Genomic DNA, 15,686 nt, shown 5'->3' with positions numbered 1-15,686 from the left:
TCGTGGTCAGCCGCCGGTCGCGAAGTCAGCGATCGACACCGTCCGCAGCGCTGCGTCCATCAGCGCGACATCGCCGCCGAGCAGTCGGCTGGCCTCGCGCGCGGCGCCCAGCACGGCGCGGCAGGCGCTCAACATCGTCTCCGGCGGCGACAGCCGCACGCGCGGTCCCGAGAGGGCGATCGCGCCCTGCAGGCGACCGTCGATGGCGAACACCGGCGCGGCGACCGAGGCGGTGTCCGGTTCGCGCTCGCCGTAGGAGACGCCCCAGCCCCGATCGCGGATGGTGGCGAAGCGCTCGCGCTGGTCGTTCGAGAACGCGCACAGCACCTTGCCGGACGCGCCCTGGTGCAACGCGTATTGCTGCCCCACCGCCACCGCCGCGCGCACCGAGCGGGCCGGCTCCCAGCGATGGAGTGCGATCCGCGCCTCGCCGTGCCTGACGTAGAACGACGCGGTCTCGCCCGTGTCCGTGCTGAGCTGTTTGAGCAGCGGCTCCACGATCGGCCCGACATGGAACGAGCGCTGGTAGATCGTCGCCAGCCGCAGCGGCGCCGGTCCGACCGCGTACTGCCCGTCGGGCAGCCGCCGCACGAAGCCGCCGTGTTCCAGCGCGGCCAGCAGCCGCAGCACGGTGCTCTTGTAGAGCCCGGTGCGACGCGACAGCTCCGCCAATGACAGGGCGTCGTCGTCCTGCCCGAACGCGCCCAGCAGCGCGAAGGCGCGGTCCAGCACGGCGACGCCGCTGGATTCGGCCGACGCCTCGGGGTTGTCGGAAGCTGCGTTGTCTGTTTCGGCCACGGGTAATCCCTCGTCCCTGCCACCGGGAGACGTTCTACAGTTCTATCAAACAAACCGACGTTCTGCCAGATAGAACAAACACGGAGACGCGACATGACGCAGTTCCTGGCCCCGCAGTACCTGATCCGAGGCGCCGCCTTCACCCTGATCGCCGCAGCCAGCGCGGGCGTGGCCACGACGTCGGCGCTGGCCGCCGACGCGGCCTACCCGAATCAGCCCATCCGTCTGATCGTCCCGTTCCCGCCCGGCGGCGGCACGGACATCGTGTCGCGCCTGATCCTGGAGAAGATGCGCGAGGACACCGGCTGGACCTTCGTTCCGGACAACAAGGCCGGCGCGGGCGGCAACATCGGGCTGGACGCCGTTGCGAAGAGCAAGGCCGACGGCTACACGCTGGGCATGGGCCAGACCGCCAACCTGGCGATCAACCCGACGCTCTATCCCAAGATGCCGTACGACGCGGCGAAGGCCTTCACGCCGGTCGCCCTGGTCGCGGGGCAGCCGGTGGTGCTGGTGGTCTCGTCGTCCTCGAGCTTCAAGACGGTTGCCGACCTGGTCGCCGCCGCGAAGGCAAAACCCGGCACCTTGACGATGGCCTCCGCCGGCAACGGCACCGTCGGTCATCTGACCGGGGAGCTGTTCTCGAAGCAGGCCGCCATCCAGGTGACCCACATCCCCTACAAGGGTGCCGGCCCGGCGGCGACGGACCTGCTCGGCGGGCAGGTGGACTACTACTTCGCAACGCCGCAGACCGTGGTGCCCTTCATCAAGGCCGGCCGGCTGCGTGCGCTGGCGATCAGTTCCGCCGCGCGGCTGCCCGTGCTGCCGGACGTCCCCACCGTGGCCGAGAGTGGCTTCAAGGGCTTCGACACGTCGGACTGGAAGATGATCGTCGCGCCCGCCGGCACGCCGGCGGCGGCCGTGACGCGGATGAACGCGCAGGTGCAGAAGGCCTTGTCCAAGGCGGCCACGATCGGACAGCTGCAGTCCGAGGGCAGCGTGCCGATGGCCGGCACGCCGCAGCAGGCCGCGCAGTTCCTCGTGCGCGAACAGAAGCGCTGGGGCGACGTGGTCCGCAGCGGCAACGTCAAGGTCGACTGAACGCGCGGCGGAGCCTCGGATGAGTCCCTCTCCCTCTCCCTCTCCCTTGCGCGGCGTCCGCGTCCTGGACCTGACCAACGTGCTGGCCGGCCCCTTCGCCTGTCACCAGTTGGCGCACCTCGGCGCCGACGTGATCAAGGTCGAGGCGCGCGAGACCGGCGACCTCGCCCGCCAGCTCGGCGCCGACACGGCGCTGAACCAGGCGCACATGGGCGTGTCCTTCCTGGCCCAGAACCCGGGCAAGCGGTCGATCACCATCGATCTCAAGAACGCCGCCGGCAAGGCCGTGTTCCGCAAGCTGGTGGCCACGGCGGACGTGGTCGTCGAGAACTTCCGGCCGGGCGTGATGCAGCGCCTGGGCGTGGGCTTCGACGAACTGCGGCAGGTCAACCCGCGGCTGGTCTACTGCGCGATCTCCGGCTTCGGCCAGGACGGCCCGCTGCGCGACCTGCCCGCCTACGACCAGATCATCCAGGGCATGTCCGGGATGATGAGCATCACCGGCGGTTCGGACACGGCGCCGTACCGCGTCGGTCATCCGGTGGCGGACACCATCGGCGGCCTGACGGCGGCGATGGCCATCGCCGCGGCGCTGGCGGACCAGGAACGGGCCGACGCAACCTTCATCGACGTGTCGATGCTCGAAGCGGCGATGGCGACGATGGGATGGGCGGTGTCGAACCTGCTGGTCGCGGGCCGTGAACCGCAGCCGATGGGCAACGACAACGTGACGGCCAGTCCGTCCGGTACGTTCCGCACGGGGCAGGGGCTGCTCAACATCGCTGCCAACAAGCAGGAGCAGTTCGAGGCGGTCTGCGACACCGTCGGTCATCCGGAGTGGAAGACCGATCCGCGCTTCATCGACCGCCATGCACGGTTGAAGCACCGGGCCGAACTCAAGCATCTGCTGGAAGCCGCCATGGGCGATCGCCCCGCCGCGGACTGGTGGCAGCGACTGAACGACGCGGGCGTGCCGGCGGGGCCGGTGTACTCGGTGAAGGAGGCGCTCGCGCATCCGCAGGTCGCCGATCGCGGGATGGTCGCCAACTTCGAGAACGTGCCCGGCGTCGGTCGCGACGTCCGCGTGCTGCGCACCGGCTTCAAGCTGAACGGGGAGACGCCGTCGGTGTCGACGCCGCCGCCGCGGCTCGGTCAGGACACCGAGGCGATCCTGGAAGAACTGGGTTATGGCGCCGCCGAGCGCGCCGCGCTGAAAGAGGAGAAGGCCGTATGAGCGCCAACGACGCCAACCACGGCAGCGACGCCAAGGCGCCCGCAAGCGCCGGGCCGGTCCACGATCAACGCGTCCCGGACTGGTGGCGCACCTCGATCATCGAGATGTCGCCCGGCGTCATCCGCTATCGCGGTCACGCCATCCAGGACCTGATCGGGCAGGTCAGCTTCGCGCAGATGATCTGGCTGATGACGCGCGGCGAGCTGCCCGGTTCGGAGCAGGCCAAGCTGTTGGACGTCGCGCTGATGGCGGCCGTCGACCACGGCCCGCAAGCGCCCAGCATCGCGATCGCGCGCATGGCCGCCACTTGTGGCGTCGGACTCAACAACGCGATGGCGTCGGCGATGAACGTGCTCGGCGACGTGCACGGCGGCGCGGGCGAGCAGTGTGTGGAGATGCTGCAGTCCATCGCCGTGCGCATGGAGGCCGGCGCCTCGCTCGACGAGGCGACCGCCGCGGGCCTGGATGAGGCGATCGCGCTGCGTGGCAAGTTCGTGTCGGGCTTCGGGCACCGCTTCCATCCGGTGGACCCGCGTGCGCCGCGGTTGCTGGAACTGGTCGACGAAGCCGCTCAGCTCGGTGTTGTCTCAGGTCGCTTCGCGACGATCGGTCGCGCGGTGGAGGCGGAACTGCAGCGACGCAAGGACGGTCGCCGCATCCCGATGAACATCGATGGCGCGACCGCCGTCATCTACGCCGAGCTCGGCTTCCCGGCGCCGCTGGCGCGGGGGCTGTTCTGCATCTCGCGTTCGGTGGGCATCCTGGCCCATGCGTGGGAGCAGACGCAGCAGGGCGGTCGCAACAAGGGCCCGATGCCGCGCGAGTACCTGTGGACCTACGACGGTCCGCCAGCCAAGCGCTGAACAAGCGCTGAAGCGGGGCTGCTGCGGTCGGGCGCTCAGACTTCGATGACGAGATCCGGCCGGTAGTCTTCCTGCTCGCCCTTGTTGGCGTAGCCCAGCGGATTCGCGACGACGCGACAGCGGTGCGGCACGTCGCCGCGCGGTCCGGACGCGGACTCGACGACGTAGTCGTGGCCGCAATGCAGATGGCCGTGCAGCCACAGGTCCGCATAAGGCAGCAGGTCGTCGAGCGAATTGCAGAAGCCCGCAGTGCCCGGCGTCAGGCCGTAGCGCGGATCGGCGCTGCGGAGGGTCGGCGCGTAGTGCGTCACCGCCACCGTCCTGCCGTCGAAGGGTCGCGCCAGCGCCTCGCGCAGCCAGGCCTGACAGTCCAGCGCCAGGTCGCGCTGTCGCTCGGCGAGCATGTGCTGCCCGTCGACCAGCGTCGAGAACCGACGCAGGTAGTGGTTCGCCGCCCGGAAGGCCTTCTCTCTCGCCGCCAGCTGCTTCGTCGGCGTCGCCTCGCGCGCGGCCAGCGCGTCGAAGTCCGCCCACAGCGTCGTGCCGACGAAGCGCACATCGCCGATGACGATCTCCTCGCGGTCCAGCCACTCGATGCCGAGATCGGCGCAGGTCTGGCGCAGCCGCGCGTGGGCCGTCGCGAAGTCGATGCCGTCGTACTCGTGGTTGCCCGGGACGTAGAGCACCCGCGGCCAAGGCGCGCCGTCGCGCTTCGGGGAGAAGCGGCCCAGGCCGAAGTCGTCCGTCACCAGCCGGGAGCCGGGCTGGTACGAGCCGACGTCGCCGGCCAGCACCAGCAGATCGACACCCGGCGCGGCCACGGTCTGGAAGTCGGTCTGGCGCTCGAGATGGAGGTCGGAGATCAGTTGCAGGCGCACGGCGGATCCGCGGAGGGCGGAGAACGGAAAGCGCGATTGTCCAACGTCAAGGACGAAGCAGGCTGCGGTCGGAGTGCGGCTTTCCGGAAGTGACCCTGTGCCACACTGGTCCGAGGCCGGACTTCGGCCTCTCACGGAGGGACATCCCCATGAAGATCCTCGTCGCCGTCGATGGCAGCACGTACTCGAAGCGCATGCTGGCGTATCTCTCCGCCCATGACGAGTGGTTGGGCGGCGCGCATGACTACACCGTGGTGCACGTGGTCCCTGGCGTGCCGCCGCGCGCGGCCGCGGTGCTCGACAAGGCCGTGCTCGCCGAGTACTACCAGGACGAGGCCGAGAAGGTGCTCAAGCCCATCCGCAGCTTCATGGACAAGCGCGGCATCAAGGCCCAGTACGTGATCAAGACCGGGCACGCGTCCGACGCGATCACCGCCGTGGCGGACAAGGGACGTTTCGACCTGCTGATGATGGGCTCGCACGGCCACACGGCGCTGGGCAAGCTGGTGCTGGGCTCGGTCGCCACCAAGGTCATGGCCAACAGCGACGTGCCGGTGCTCCTGATCCGCTGATCCGCTGATCCGTCGAGGAGACGCCCTCTGCAATGCAAAAGGCGCCCGCGTGGGGCGCCTTGAAGCGTCAGCCGCGTCGCGCGGCCATCCAGGAAAGGGGCGACTCGATCGTCGCCGGCGGTGCCGCCTCGGATTCCAGGCCGTAGTCGCTGCGCCGGAAGTCGTCGTACTCGCTGTCGTCGCCGAAACTGGCTTCCATGCCGAATGCGGTGCCCATGTCGGCCGGCTCCGGCTCATGGCCGGCAGGCGATTGGCGACGGAAAAGGCGCAGGGCAGAGGTGATTCGCATGATGGACCTCGTCGGAAAGCACGGGGTGTGACCGTCGCGCGGTGCCGGTGCTGCGCCGCGCGTTGAAGCACAGTTTGCGCGTCTTCGTCTTCAGGCAAATCCCCAGATTGCGGGTGCGCTGGAATCGCGCTCACAAATACACACAGATTGGCGCGCCCCCGCCACAGGTGAGGCGAAATAACCACGCGCCCCACTTAGGTGTGATGCCCCCCTTAATCGGGGGTGACTATGCTCCGGGCCTTCCCTAATTCGTGGAAGCCATTGCTTTCTCATGTCTCCACTGATTCACAAATCGATGACCTGGGCGATCGTCAGCAGCGTCGTGCTGACCTCCGCCTGGCTGGCCAACTCCGTGCAGGACAAGCATGAGCGCGGCGGTTTCCGCATGCGCCTGGCGGAGCAGGGCGCCGCGCCGGCGGCCTCGGCCACGCCCGCCGTGACGCCGGCCCCCCTGCAGGCGCAGGCCAAGGTCCAGGTCGCCGTCCTCAAGCGCTGATCAAGGCGTCCCTGGCCCCCCGGGCCAGCGCTTCCCCGATCTGATCCAGCAACGCCGGAGGCGCCCCGCCTTCCGGCGCGGTCGCTTTTCCGACCTTCGCGGTGCCTGTGGCGCTCGCGGCGCCAGATGCGCCAGCGGCGCCAGCGGCGTTCTCGCCGCCGAGCTTCCACTGGTGCCAGTACAGGGCGACCTCCACCTGTACCTCCGGCCGCAGCGCCACCAGTTCCCCGCTCGCGAGCAGCGGCCGGACCTGCAGTTCCGGCGCGACGCCCACCCCCCAGCCCATCCGCACCGCGTTCACGTAGCCCTCGCTGGACGGCACGTAACGGGCGTTCAGCCTTGCGGAGCGCAATCCCATCGCCTGCCGGACCCATTGCTGCTGGGCGTCGTCCTTGCGGTTGAACACCAGGAACGGCACCTGCGCGAAGTTGGCCGCGCCCAGGCCGTTGGGCAGCATCCGGGCCGCGAAATCCGGGCTGGCCACGGCGATGTAGCGCATCACCCCCAGCGGCTGGGCGATGCAGCCGCGCAGGGCCTGCGGCACGGTCGTGACGCAGCCCAGCACCTCGCCCTGGCGCAGCCAGTCGTGGGTGAAGTCCTGGTCGTCGACGACCAGCTCCAGGCCGAAGCCCTCCCGCATCCCGCGCTGCACCAGCGGGTCGAGCGCCGGCAACACCCAGGTGGCCAGGCTGTCCGCATTGACCGCGATGGGAAGCCGTTCGGTCTGCGCCGACTGCACGCCGAGCTCCCGCACCACGTCCGAGCGCAACGCCGCCAGTTGACGGGCGTAACGCAGCAGGCGCTTGCCCGGTTCGGTGAGCCGCAGCGGACGGGAGCGGACGACCAGCAGTTGTCCGACCTGAGCCTCGAGGCTGCGCAGACGCTGTGACACCGCGCTCTGCGTGATGGCCAGGGTTTCGGCCGCCCGGTCGAAGCTGCGTTCGTCGGCGAGCGCGGCCAGGCAGTCGAGGCCGGCGGCGTCCAGATCTTTCATAAGCATCTCTAATGGATTCGCTGAGATATTAATTCTTCTTCATCAAATCCAGGGTGCTCTCCACAATCCCGCTCACTACGCCTTCGGGGTGTGGCAACGCTCGCCCGGACATTCGCCCCCCTCCGCTCTCACCCCGTCATCGCCGATGTCGTCCCCCAGCGCAGCCCTGTTGCAAGGTTGGCTCACCGGAGCCGGCCTGATCGTCGCCATCGGCGCGCAGAACGCGCTGGTGTTGCGCCAGGGCCTGATGCGCCAGCACGTGGCGCCGGTGGTGGTGGTCTGCGCGCTGTCGGACATGCTGCTGATCTGGCTGGGCGTGTTCGGCCTGGGCCGGCTGATCGCCGCCAGCCCGGTGCTGATGGAAGTCTTCCGCTGGGGCGGCGCCGCCTTCCTGCTCGCCTACGGCGTCAAGGCCGCGATGCGCGCGCTGTCGCCCCGGGGCGGCCTCCAGGCGCAGGCGGGCAGCGCCTCGCTGACGACCGTGCTGGGCAGCACGCTGGCCATGACGTATCTGAACCCCCATGTCTACCTGGACACGGTGGTGCTGCTGGGCACCGTCGGCGCGCAGCAGCCGGCGGGACTGCAATGGCCGTTCGCGGCGGGCGCCTCGGTGGCGTCCTGGATGTGGTTCTCGCTGCTGGGCTTCGGCGCGGCGGCCGTGGCGCCGGCGTTGCGCCGGCCGGCGGTCTGGCGCAGCATCGATGCCTTGATCGCCCTCGTGATGGCTTTGCTGGGACTGCAGCTGATCCTGCGTCCGCTGGCCTGACGCCTGCATGTCCAACGCTGAACCGCAGCAGAACCACAAGTTCACCTGGAGCTCTCCATGAAGGTCATCGTCCTCGGCGCCGGCATCATCGGCATCCACACCGCCTGGTACCTGCTGGACCAGGGTCACGACGTCGTCGTCGTCGACCGCCAGCCCGACGCGGCGCTGGAGACCAGCTTCGCCAACGGCGCGCAGATCTCGGTCTGCTTCTGCGAGCCCTGGGCCAACGCCGGCGCACCGTTCAAGGTGGCGAAGTGGCTGCTGAAGGACGACGCGCCGCTGCTGTTCCGCCCGCGCCTGGATCCGGCGCAGTGGCGCTGGGGCCTGTCCTTCCTGGGGCAATGCACGACGGCCGCGTTCGAGCGCAACGTCGAGCAGCTCGTGCGCCTGGGCCGCTACAGCCATGAGTCGCTGCAGTCGCTCGTCGCGGACACGGGCATCGAATACAACCGCCTGCAGAAGGGCATCCTGCACTTCTTCGGCAGCGAGGCCGATTTCGAGGCTGGCGCGCAGGGTGCCGAGATCATGCGCCGCCACGGCGTCGACCGCCGCGTGCTCAGCCGCGACGAGGTCCTGGCGATCGAGCCCGCACTGCGCTCGGCGCAGCATGCGGTGTTCGGCGGCACCTACACGCCGAGCGACGAATCCGGCGACGCGCGCGTCTTCACGCAGGCGCTGGCGAAACTGGCCGAGCAGCGCGGCGCGCAGTTCCTGTGGAACCACGACATCCTGGCGCTGCAGCCGCAGGGCGGCGCGCAAGGCAACGAGATCGCCGGCGTGCAGATCCAGTCGCGCGAGACCGGCCAGACGCAATGGCTGAAGGGCGACGCCTACGTCGTGGCGCTGGCGTCGTACGCGCCGGCCCTGACCAGGTCGCTGGGCGAGCACCTCAACATCTATCCGGCCAAGGGCTACTCGGCCACGCTGCGGCTGAAGAAGCCGGCGCAGGCCAGCACCGTCAGCCTGCTGGACGACGCGCGCAAGATCGCGATCTCGCGCCTGGGCGACTTCGTCCGCATCGCCGGCACGGCGGAACTGGTGGGCCTGGACACCAGCCTGGACAGCCCCACCTCCAAGGTCCGCTGCGAGTCGCTGGTGCGCCGCTACGAGGAGCTGTTCCCCGGCGTCGCCGACCTGTCCGAACCCAACTTCTGGACCGGCCTGCGCCCGAGCACGCCGACCAACGTGCCCTACATCGGCCGCAGCCAGAAGGCCGCCAACCTGTGGATCAACGCCGGCCACGGCACGCTGGGCTGGACGCACGGCGCGGGCTCCGGCCGCGCGCTGGCGGAACTGATGAGCGGCAAACGTCCGGAACTGGACTTCGGCTTCTACGGCGACGCGCTGCCCGCCAGCTCGGCGCGGCGCCTGCAACCGGCCTGATCCGGTTGAACCCCTCCCGGCGTCATCGAGGCGCCGGAAGCCCGAAACCAGGGCGCGGCTAGAATCCGCGCCCTTTTCGCATTTCCGCCGCGCCGCCATGTCCTCTCCGCTTTCCGACCTGCAGCGCGATTTCTGCGCCATCGACTTCGGCACCTCCAACTCGGCCGTGGCCGTGCCGGACGCCGGACGCCCCGGCGCGATGCGCCTGGTGCCGCTGGAAGGCGGCAACGTGACCATGCCGACGGCGGTCTTCTACTTCGCCGAGGGCCGCCACGACGCCGAAGGCCCGCCGCGCGCCTTCGGCCGCGCGGCCATGAACGCCTACGTCGAGGGGGTCGACGGCCGCCTGATGCGCTCGATGAAGAGCATCCTCGGCACCAGCCTGATCGACCAGGTCACCGACGTCGGCGGCGGCCGCGGCGTGAAGTACATCGACATGCTCAGCGGCTACCTGAAGCGCCTGCGCAAGCAGGCCGGCGCGTCGGACGCCGGTGGCCACGAGCCGCGCCGCGTCGTGCTCGGCCGACCGGTCTACTTCGTCGACGGCGAGCCCGAGCGCGACGCCGCGGCGCAGGCCTCGCTGGCCGCGGCCGCGCGCGCGGTGGGGTTCGAGGACGTGCACTTCCAGTTCGAGCCGATCGCCGCGGCCTTCGACTTCGAACAGCAGGCCGACCGCGAGCAGATCGTGCTCGTGGCCGACATCGGCGGCGGCACCTCCGACTTCTCGCTGGTGCGCGTCGGGCCCGACCGTGCGAAGCGTCTGGACCGTCGCGACGACATCCTGGCCAACCACGGCGTGCACATCGCCGGCACCGACTTCGACCGCCACATCGAGTTGACCGGCATCCTGCGTGAATTCGGCTACCGCGCGCTCGGCCCCGCCAAGCCCGGTCAGACGCCGCGCGAGGTGCCCAGCGGCGTCTACTTCGATCTCGCGACCTGGCACCTGATCAACACCTGCTACAGCCCGCAGCGCGTGCTGGAGCTGCGCAACATGAAGGGCTTCTATGGCGACCCGCGCCATCACCAGCGGCTGATGACGGTGCTGGACGAGCGGCTCGGCCATGAGCTCGCGAACCGCGCGGAAGACGCCAAGATCGAGGTCGCCGGCGGCGGCGACTGCACGATCGACCTGCAGCTGATCGAGTCCGGCCTGACGGTGGAACTCTCAGAAGCCGCGGCGCTGGACGCGCTGCGAGGCGACATCGAGCGCATCGCCCAGGCGGGCCGCGAGACGGTCGAACGCGCGGGGCTGAAGCCGTCGGACATCGATGCGCTGTACTTCACCGGCGGCTCGACCGGCCTGACCGTGCTGGCCGATCGCATCGCGGCGGACTACCCCGACGCCAAGACGGTGCGCGGCGACCGCTTCGCGTCGGTCGCGACCGGATTGGGGCTGCACGCGGCGCGTCTGTTCGCTGCGTGATCCGGACGTGAGGGCGCGGGCCTGAAACCTCGGGATCACCCGGAGGGCTGACCTCGGACATCGGCGGAGGGCGCTGCTAGATTGCCGCCTTCCTCTGCTTAACGGTGCCGACACATGCCCACGCCTCGCGCCTCGTCGTTGATCCCGCTGATCCCGCTGACCCTGTCCCTCTCCGCCGCGTTCGGCGGTCTTTCCGCGATCGCGGCGCCGGCGGAAGAGGCCGCGTCAAGCTCGGCTCAAACCACGGCCCTGACCTCCGCGGCGACCCTGGCGCAGATCTATCAGCAGCCGTCCGAGGCGATCCGCGCGGTGCTCGACGCGAAGGCCTTGCCGGTCTACCAGGTCTCGCCGGACCAGCGCACGCTGGCGATCGTCGTCAACCGGAAGTCGCGCGCGATCGCCGAGCTCGCCCGCCCCGTGCTGCGCCAGGCCGGCTTGCGCTACGACCCCGCCACCGACAGCCCGCAGCTGATCGTCACGATCGAGTCGCTGTCGCTGCGTCCGCTCCAGAACGGCGCGGACGGCGTCGCGCGCCCCGTCCCGCTGCCCCCGGGCGGCGCCTTCCATCACCTGCGCTTCTCGCCGGACGGCAAGCGCTTCCTGCTGAACCGGCGCACCGACACGGCCGTCGAGCTGTGGGTCGGCGACGTCGCGACGGGCAAGCTCAAGGCGGTGCCCAAGCTCAAGCTGCACACGATGCTCGAGAACGACGTCGTGTGGCTCAACGACCATGAACTCGTCACGTTGACGGTGCCCGCCAAGCGGGGTCCGGCGCCGACCTTCGCCGCGCCGTCGGGCCCGTCCATCCAGGAATCCATCGCGCGCAACTCGCCGGAGCGCACCCAGCAGGACCTGCTGACCAACGCGCAGGAGGCGGCCGTCTTCGCGCATCACGCGACCTCGCAGCTGGCGCGCGTCGACCTGAACACCGGCGCGGTGCGGCCGGTCGGCGAGCCGGGCCTCTTCAGCCACCTCGAGGCGCTCGGCACGCCGGGTCAGGTCTTGACGATGCGGCTGCTGCCGCCGTTCAGCTACCAGGTGGGCTGGGACGACTTCGCCGCTCAAGCCGAGGTCCGTGGCGTCGACGGCAAGGTCGCGCCGGTGGGCAAGGTGAAGCTGAAGGAAGGCGTGCCGGTCGAAGGCGTGATCACCGGCCCGCGCAACTTCTTCGCCTCGCCCGGCGCGGACGGCGCGGTGTACTGGGTCGAGGCGCTGGACGGCGGCGACAACCGCGCGCAAGTGCCGCATCGCGACCGGCTGATGCGCCTGGACGCGCCCTACACCGGCGAGGCGCGCGAGGTGCATCGCGTGCCGCAGCGGCTGTCGCGGCTCGAATTCCTCGAGGGCGGCCAGCGGGCGCTGGTGCAGGACTTCGACCTGACGAAGATGCGCACGTCGACGGAGCTCGTCGCGATGGACGGCACCTCGGCGGCGCAGCGGCTGATCGAGCGCTCGGTGCGCGACCGCTACCGCGATCCCGGCACGCCGGTGCACCGCATGCAACCGACGGGGCGCGCGGTCGTGCGTCTGGACGGCGACGCGATCTGGTACTTCGGCACCGGGGCGAGCCCGGAGGGCGACAAGCCCTTCATCGACCGGCTCGTGCTGGCGGGCAACAGGAAGACGCGCCTGTTCCAGTCCGGCTCCGAGGCCAACGGCGGTGACAGCGCGCATTACGAGCGTCCGCTGGCCGTGCTCGACCCCGAAGGCGCGCGCGTCCTGACGGTGCGAGAGAGCGTCAGCGAGCCCGGCAACGTCATGCTGCGCGGCGGGGCCGCGCTCGCGACGGCACAGGCGCTGACCGACGCCAAGGACCCCTCGCCGCAGCTGCGCGACATCCAGCGCGAGTTCGTCCGCTTCAAGCGCGCGGACGGCGTGGAGCTGTCGTTCTGGCTCTACAAGCCGCCGGGCTACAAGGCCGGCGAGCGCCGTCCGACTTTCGTCTGGGCCTATCCGCTGGAGTACACCGACGCGTCGACCGCGGGCCAGGTGAGCGGCTCCGGCAACCGCTTCAACAGCTTCGCGGGCACCAGCCCGCTGATGCTGCTGCTGGACGGCTACGTGGTGCTGATGGACGCGACGATGCCGGTGGTCGGCGACCCGAAGACGGTGAACGACAGCTTCATCGCGCAGATCACGGCCAACGCGCAGGCGGTCATCGACAAGGCGGTGGAACTGGGTGTCAGCGACCGCGAGCACATGGTCGTCGGCGGTCACAGCTACGGCGCGTTCATGACGGCCAACCTGCTGGCGCACACCCACCTGTTCAAGGCGGGCATCGCGCGCAGCGGCGCCTACAACCGCAGCCTCACGCCCTTCGGTTTCCAGAGCGAGCGCCGCACCTACTGGGACGCGCAGGACGTCTACCAGAAGCTCTCGCCGTTCAACTACGCCGACAAGCTGAAGGAGCCGCTGCTGCTGATCCACGGCGAGGCGGACAACAACTCCGGCACCTTCCCGATCCAGAGCGCGCGGCTGTACCAGGCGCTGGCGGGCACGGGCGGGTCGGTCCGCTACGTCACGCTGCCGTTCGAGTCGCACGGCTATTCGGCGCGCGAGTCGGTCGGCCACACGCTCTGGGAGATGAGCGAATGGATGAAGCGCCAGGTCGGCCCCGGCGCTGCGATCCCCCAGCCGTGAAGCTTGAAAGCTGAGGGCTGAGGGCTGAGGGCTGAGGGCTGAGGGCTGAGGGCTGAGGGCTGAGCGCCGACGCCCGAGCGCTGAAACCGCGCCGCGCGGACGGCGTCAGCGCAGGCGACGGGGGGGCGGTCCGCCGCGTCCTCCTGGGCCGCCGCGGTGGCCGCCGGGCCGCTGCGGCTTGGGCGCCGGAATCGGCCGGGACACGTCGGCCAGCAGCAGGCTGGCGCGCACGAGGCTCTCGACCGCGTCATCGAGCTCTTCCGGCGGCTCGAGGCTTTCGATCTCCACGAGCAGCGCGTCCGCGTCCTCCAGGTCCTCGGGATCCAGATGCATGTAGAGCTGGGCGAGCGGCTCGGTGAGTTCGGTCTCGTCCAGGTTCATCAGCGCGGGGAACAGGTCCGCGGCGAGCGCGAAGCCGGCGACCCAGGGCAGGACGGTCTCCGAGGCGGACGCGTCCTCATCGAGTTCGAACACCCACGGATCGAACCACTGGCGATCGTTGATCGCCTGCCGGAGGTCGTGCTCGCGGCGCTGGACGAGCTGCAGCAGCGGCCGTGCGTCGTAGCGCGCGGGGGCGGGCCGACCTTCCTCGGAATCCAGCACCCAGCGCCACCAGTCGGACAGCGGCACCGGCTTGGGCTGCAGGATCACGGCGACCAGGAAGCCGTCGAGCATCGAGACGTCGAGCGGCTCCAGCGGCGCGGGGACCTCGTCGAGCAGCGATTGCAGTTCATCGAGGTCGTCGTCGCTCCAGGTCTCGGGGGGCGCGCCAGGCGCCGACGCGGCGGGCGAGGCGGCCGGCGCCGATGGTGCGAATCCCTGCTGCGGCCGCGGACCGCGCGTCGGTGTTCCCGCCTTGGCGGGTGCCCCCGCCGTTTTGGGGGCGGGCCTGCGAGGCGCGGATTTGTTGGGGTGCTTGGGCGCGGTCATAGGGCGCGATTATCCGGGCCAGCCTGTCCCGGCAGGCGGGTCGCGTGGCTTCTGTTCGCCAGCGCACGAAAGTCATGGTTCGGAGGAGTTGGCGGCCCGCATTTTTTCCGTAATGCGGAGTCGCTCTTACACCTGCTGACCATTTTGCGCATGTATCCCACCTTGAGGGGATGCCGGACGCTCAGGGTTCGCCCTAGAGTCCATCTCACGCCCTCCAACGGCGCGGCCCCAAGGCCCCGATGGACGGCACCGATCCCAACGACGTCCTTTCTAGGACTTGCAACGCCCGGTCAGCTCTGCTGGTCGGGCGTCCTTTTTTGTGGATCGGCCCCCGACGGCTCAGCGACGCTACGATCTCGCGCGATGTCGACCACGATGGCCCCGTCCCCCCATGTGCATCTGGCGCCGGCAAGCGCCGACGACGCCGAAGCGCTCGTCGCCCTGCGCATCACCGCCATGCGCGAGAGCCTCGAGCGCATTGGCCGCTTCGATCCGCAGCGCGCCCGAGAGCGCTTCCTCTCGAGCTTCGATCCGGCGCGCACGCGGCACATCGTCGTCGACGGGCATCGCGTCGGCTTCGTCGTCACGACGCCGCAGGCGGCGTGGCTGTCACTTGATCACCTCTACATCGATCCCGCGCACCAGGGGCGCGGCCTCGGTGCGGCGGTGCTGGCGGACGTCTTCGACGAAGCGCGGCGGCTCGGCCTGCCGGTGCGCGTCGGCGCGCTGAAGCAAAGCGACTCGAATCGCTTCTATCAACGGCATGGGTTCGAGCTCGTCGACGAAGGCGAGTTCGATTGCTACTACGTGAGGCCCGCCGGCCCCGTCATTGCCGTGAAGACGTGGGACGTGTTGACCGATGCCGAACGGCGGGCCGTGTCGACGCTGTCGGTCACCGACGAACAGATCGAATTCGCCGGCAGCGTCGAGCGCGCCATGCAAACATGCGACGCGAACGCGGACGGCAACGTGGCCGGGCTGGCGATCGTGGAAGGTCAGCAGATCGTCGGTTTCCTCGTCCTGAAGCGCGGCGCCAGCCTGCCCGCCTGGGCGCAGTCGGCAGACGCCGTCATCAGCGCGATGCGGATCGACCTGGCGCATCAGGGCAAGGGCTACGGCACCCTGGCGCTACGCGCGGTCTACGCGTGGGTCCGGACGCAATGGCCGGCGTCCGCGCGGCTCGTGCTCTCGGTCGACGAGGAAAACGCACCGGGCCGGCGCGCCTATGAGAAGGCCGGGTTCATCGACTCGGGGCTGCGGGAGCAAGGCCGCATCGGGTGGGTGCGGTACATGGCTCGGGCGTTGCGGTGAGCCGA

15 protein-coding genes and 1 pseudogene are annotated in these 15,686 nt (G+C 69.9%); 11 read left to right on the top strand and 5 right to left on the bottom strand.

Annotated elements, in window-relative coordinates:
• Positions 1-6 precede the first annotated feature (6 nt).
• On the bottom strand, positions 7-798 hold the full coding sequence (locus AC07O8_RS01660) for an IclR family transcriptional regulator (RefSeq protein ID WP_495046388.1): 792 nt from the start codon (positions 796-798) through the stop codon (positions 7-9).
• 93 nt (positions 799-891) lie between these two features.
• Between AC07O8_RS01660 and AC07O8_RS01655 the strand changes: the two genes are divergently transcribed.
• The 3 genes from AC07O8_RS01655 to AC07O8_RS01645 all read left to right on the top strand — a co-directional run bounded on the left by AC07O8_RS01655 (position 892) and on the right by AC07O8_RS01645 (position 3,996).
• Positions 892-1,899 carry a Bug family tripartite tricarboxylate transporter substrate binding protein gene (locus tag AC07O8_RS01655; protein WP_495046387.1) on the top strand — a complete coding sequence of 336 codons (1,008 nt, stop codon included), beginning with the start codon at positions 892-894 and terminating at the stop codon, positions 1,897-1,899.
• 19 nt (positions 1,900-1,918) lie between these two features.
• The gene (locus AC07O8_RS01650; RefSeq protein ID WP_495046386.1) at positions 1,919-3,133 is read left to right on the top strand and encodes a CaiB/BaiF CoA transferase family protein; all 1,215 of its coding nucleotides are present in this window, start codon (positions 1,919-1,921) and stop codon (positions 3,131-3,133) included.
• Positions 3,134-3,237: 104 nt separating this feature from the next.
• A complete protein-coding gene (locus tag AC07O8_RS01645; protein WP_495046958.1) occupies positions 3,238-3,996 on the top strand; it encodes a citryl-CoA lyase in 759 nt (252 codons plus the stop codon).
• A 35-nt stretch (positions 3,997-4,031) separates the two neighbouring features.
• Here AC07O8_RS01645 and AC07O8_RS01640 read toward each other — a convergent pair whose 3' ends face one another.
• The gene (locus AC07O8_RS01640) at positions 4,032-4,874 is read right to left on the bottom strand and encodes a metallophosphoesterase (protein WP_495046385.1); all 843 of its coding nucleotides are present in this window, start codon (positions 4,872-4,874) and stop codon (positions 4,032-4,034) included.
• 149 nt (positions 4,875-5,023) lie between these two features.
• On the opposite strand from AC07O8_RS01640, the gene AC07O8_RS01635 reads away from it, so the two are divergent.
• Positions 5,024-5,446: a universal stress protein gene (locus AC07O8_RS01635; protein ID WP_495046384.1), complete on the top strand. Its 423-nt coding sequence runs from the start codon at positions 5,024-5,026 to the stop codon at positions 5,444-5,446.
• A gap of 67 nt (positions 5,447-5,513) precedes the next feature.
• On the opposite strand, the gene AC07O8_RS01630 is transcribed toward AC07O8_RS01635, so the two are convergent.
• Positions 5,514-5,735 (bottom strand): hypothetical protein, encoded by a 222-nt coding sequence (locus AC07O8_RS01630; protein ID WP_297530976.1) that lies wholly within the window; start codon positions 5,733-5,735, stop codon positions 5,514-5,516.
• 295 nt (positions 5,736-6,030) lie between these two features.
• Between AC07O8_RS01630 and AC07O8_RS01625 the strand changes: the two genes are divergently transcribed.
• On the top strand, positions 6,031-6,231 hold the full coding sequence (locus AC07O8_RS01625) for a hypothetical protein (RefSeq protein ID WP_495046383.1): 201 nt from the start codon (positions 6,031-6,033) through the stop codon (positions 6,229-6,231).
• On the opposite strand, the gene AC07O8_RS01620 is transcribed toward AC07O8_RS01625, so the two are convergent.
• Positions 6,221-7,225 carry a LysR family transcriptional regulator ArgP gene (locus AC07O8_RS01620; protein WP_495046382.1) on the bottom strand — a complete coding sequence of 335 codons (1,005 nt, stop codon included), beginning with the start codon at positions 7,223-7,225 and terminating at the stop codon, positions 6,221-6,223. The genes AC07O8_RS01625 and AC07O8_RS01620 overlap by 11 nt on opposite strands.
• A 145-nt stretch (positions 7,226-7,370) precedes the next feature.
• On the opposite strand from AC07O8_RS01620, the gene AC07O8_RS01615 reads away from it, so the two are divergent.
• The 4 genes from AC07O8_RS01615 (at position 7,371) to AC07O8_RS01600 (ending at position 13,440) form a co-directional block, all read left to right on the top strand.
• Entirely contained in the window at positions 7,371-7,991 is a 621-nt protein-coding gene (locus tag AC07O8_RS01615) for a LysE/ArgO family amino acid transporter (RefSeq protein ID WP_495046381.1), read from the top strand.
• A 57-nt stretch (positions 7,992-8,048) separates the two neighbouring features.
• Entirely contained in the window at positions 8,049-9,374 is a 1,326-nt protein-coding gene (locus AC07O8_RS01610) for a D-amino acid dehydrogenase (RefSeq protein WP_495046380.1), read from the top strand.
• Positions 9,375-9,471: 97 nt separating this feature from the next.
• Positions 9,472-10,800 carry an Hsp70 family protein gene (locus AC07O8_RS01605; RefSeq protein ID WP_495046379.1) on the top strand — a complete coding sequence of 443 codons (1,329 nt, stop codon included), beginning with the start codon at positions 9,472-9,474 and terminating at the stop codon, positions 10,798-10,800.
• A gap of 114 nt (positions 10,801-10,914) precedes the next feature.
• Entirely contained in the window at positions 10,915-13,440 is a 2,526-nt protein-coding gene (locus tag AC07O8_RS01600) for an alpha/beta hydrolase family protein (RefSeq protein WP_495046378.1), read from the top strand.
• A 105-nt stretch (positions 13,441-13,545) separates the two neighbouring features.
• Here AC07O8_RS01600 and AC07O8_RS01595 read toward each other — a convergent pair whose 3' ends face one another.
• Positions 13,546-14,370, bottom strand: a complete 825-nt coding sequence (locus AC07O8_RS01595; RefSeq protein ID WP_495046377.1) for a YecA/YgfB family protein — start codon at positions 14,368-14,370, stop codon at positions 13,546-13,548.
• A 375-nt stretch (positions 14,371-14,745) separates the two neighbouring features.
• On the opposite strand from AC07O8_RS01595, the pseudogene AC07O8_RS01590 reads away from it, so the two are divergent.
• Positions 14,746-15,192 (top strand): annotated as a pseudogene (locus AC07O8_RS01590) (GNAT family N-acetyltransferase); the annotation flags it as partial.
• 114 nt (positions 15,193-15,306) lie between these two features.
• Positions 15,307-15,681: a GNAT family N-acetyltransferase gene (locus tag AC07O8_RS01585; RefSeq protein ID WP_495046957.1), complete on the top strand. Its 375-nt coding sequence runs from the start codon at positions 15,307-15,309 to the stop codon at positions 15,679-15,681.
• The last annotated feature ends 5 nt before the right edge of the window (positions 15,682-15,686 follow it).

The organism is Roseateles sp. GW821-FHT09G09 (genome assembly GCF_059415965.1).
Note: the sequence above shows the minus strand (reverse complement) of the source record. Positions and strands in the feature narration are given on the sequence as shown.